The organism is Microbacterium sp. (assembly GCF_049661145.1).
In the GTDB taxonomy this organism is placed as follows: domain Bacteria; phylum Actinomycetota; class Actinomycetes; order Actinomycetales; family Microbacteriaceae; genus Microbacterium.
Genome location: NZ_JBASZT010000171.1, coordinates 1 through 2,234, shown reverse-complemented (window position 1 = coordinate 2,234; position 2,234 = coordinate 1). Strand labels below are relative to the sequence as shown.

General features: G+C 71.1%; 3 protein-coding genes. 2 read left to right on the top strand and 1 reads right to left on the bottom strand.

Translation table 11 applies throughout. The features are described from left to right. On the bottom strand, positions 1 to 737 hold a 737-nt coding region (locus WBP48_RS07695), incomplete at its 3' end, for a GTP 3',8-cyclase MoaA (RefSeq protein ID WP_424438485.1). Positions 738 to 990: 253 nt separating this feature from the next. On the opposite strand from WBP48_RS07695, the gene WBP48_RS07690 reads away from it, so the two are divergent. Continuing rightward, positions 991 to 1,392, top strand: a complete 402-nt coding sequence (locus tag WBP48_RS07690) for a TOBE domain-containing protein (RefSeq protein WP_424438482.1) — start codon at positions 991 to 993, stop codon at positions 1,390 to 1,392. A 5-nt stretch (positions 1,393 to 1,397) separates the two neighbouring features. Then, on the top strand, positions 1,398 to 2,210 hold the full coding sequence (modA, locus tag WBP48_RS07685) for a molybdate ABC transporter substrate-binding protein (protein ID WP_424438479.1): 813 nt from the start codon (positions 1,398 to 1,400) through the stop codon (positions 2,208 to 2,210). Positions 2,211 to 2,234 lie beyond the last annotated feature (24 nt).

The following is a 2,234-nucleotide window of genomic DNA, read 5'->3' as shown; positions in this document are numbered from 1 at the left end:
GCGCCGTCGCGCGGACGTTCGTCGGGCACGAGGGTGTATCGCGCGCCGAGACGTTGCCGGATCTCGGCGGCTGTCACGAGCCGGTCGCGGCGCCACGCGTGGTCGGCGTCGAGCGGCATCTGCTCGATGAACCGCAGTTCGTGGCCGCGTTCCAGCGCCCAGGCGAGGAGGTCGGCGGCATCCACGTCGACGTCGGGAACCAGCACGGCGTTGATCTTCACCGGGCGGATGCCGGCGACCACCGCCGCGTCGATGCCCGCCAGCACGCGGTGCAGCAGGGGCCGCCGCGCGATCCGCTGGAACGCGTCCTTGTCGAGCGCGTCGAGTGACACGTTGATGCGGTCGAGGCCCGCGCGACGGAGCGCCCGCGCGCGGTGCTCGAGCCCGATTCCGTTGGTCGTCAGGGCGATGTCCGGCCGCGGTCGCAGCGCCGCCGTGCGCGCGACGATGTCGACCAGGTCGGGGCGCAGCAGCGGCTCCCCACCGGTGAACCGCAGCGACCGCACGCCCAGTTCCCGCACCGCGACGCCGACCAGCCGCACGATCTCGTCGGCCGTCAGCAGGTCGTCGGCGGGGGCGAAGGGCAGGCCGTCGGCGGGCATGCAGTACGTGCAGCGCAGGTTGCAGCGGTCGGTGAGCGAGACGCGCAGGTCATCGGCGATCCGGCCGAACCGGTCGATGAGCGTCGGCACCTCGGGGCGCCGCGCATGGTCCGGCACGTGCCGTACCCCCGGCATCCCGAGCGCGATGATGCTCACGAGACCTCCCACGATCAGAACGAGCTTCCACGGTACCGGGAATAGCGGCGCAACCGGCCCAGCAGCCCCATGACGCAGCGGGCCGGCGGCGTCGGTCGATGTCGTAAGAGCAGGCTGAAGTGGCACTGTCGGCCCCGTGCGGGGCGGAAAGGTGCGATCCAGCCTGCTTTGGAGACGGGCGATACCAAGCCCAGGAGCAAGACAGCCGCATTTGCGGCTGTATCCTGCCAGAATGACGCAATTGCGGATCAGAGATGCCGCGCTGTACCTCGGCGTGAGCGACGACACCGTCCGGCGGTGGATCGACGCCGGACGGTTGGCGGCCGCGAAGGACGACGCCGGGCGCACGGTCGTCGACGGTCTGGAGCTCGCCCTCCTGGCCCGCGAGAACTCGACGCAGGCGGCCGACCCGTCGCGAGTCGGCCGATCGGCGCGCAACCGCTTCGTGGGCCTCGTCACCGCGATCACGAGCGACCTCGTGATGTCTCAGGTCGAGCTGCAGTGCGGACCCTTCCGGGTCGTCTCCCTCATGAGCACCGAAGCGGTGCGCGAACTGGGCCTGGCCCTCGGCGACGTCGCGGTCGCCGTCGTCAAGGCCACGACCGTCATCGTCGAAACCCCGAAAGAAGGATGATCCCCATGCGCACCATCCCGCCCCGCCGCCTGCTCCTGCCCGCCCTCGCCCTCGCCGCCGCGGCGGCGATCGGCCTGTCGGGGTGCTCCGGCACCGAGCCCGATCCGGGGACGGAATCGCAGGCCAGCACGCCTGCTCCCGAGCCCCGCACCCTCACGGTGTTCGCCGCCGCGTCGCTGACCGAGACCTTCACGACCCTCGCGGCCGAGTTCGAGCAGGACCACCCGGGTGTGACGGTCAGCCTCGTCTTCGACGGCTCGTCCGGTCTTGCCTCGCAGCTGACCGAGGGCGCGCCGGCTGACGTGTTCGCCGCGGCGAACGAGTCGACGATGCAGACCGTCGTCGATGCGGAGCTCGCCCAGGACCCGCAGGTATTCGTGTCCAACGTGCTCGAGATCGCCACGCTGCCGGGGAATCCGTCCGACATCACCTCGTTCGCCGACCTCGCGAACCCCGACCTGAAGCTCGTCGTCTGCGCCGTCGAGGTGCCGTGCGGAGCGGCGACCGACAAGATCGAGAAGGCCACCGGCATCCAGCTCAGCCCGGTCAGTGAGGAGAACGCCGTCACCGACGTGCTCGGCAAGGTCACGTCGGGCGAGGCGGATGCCGGGCTGGTCTACGCGACGGATGTGCTCACGGCCGGCGACGCGGTGACCGGGGTGCCATTCGCCGAGGCGGACGAGGCCATCAACAAGTACCCGATCGTCGCGCTCACTGGCGCGCCGGAGCCGGAGCTGGCGGCGCAGTTCGTTGAGTTCATCCTCGGGCCCGACGCGCAGGAGCGGTTCGAGGAGGCCGGCTTCCGCGCCGCTCCCTAGCCGGCGCCTCACTCCCACACCGGG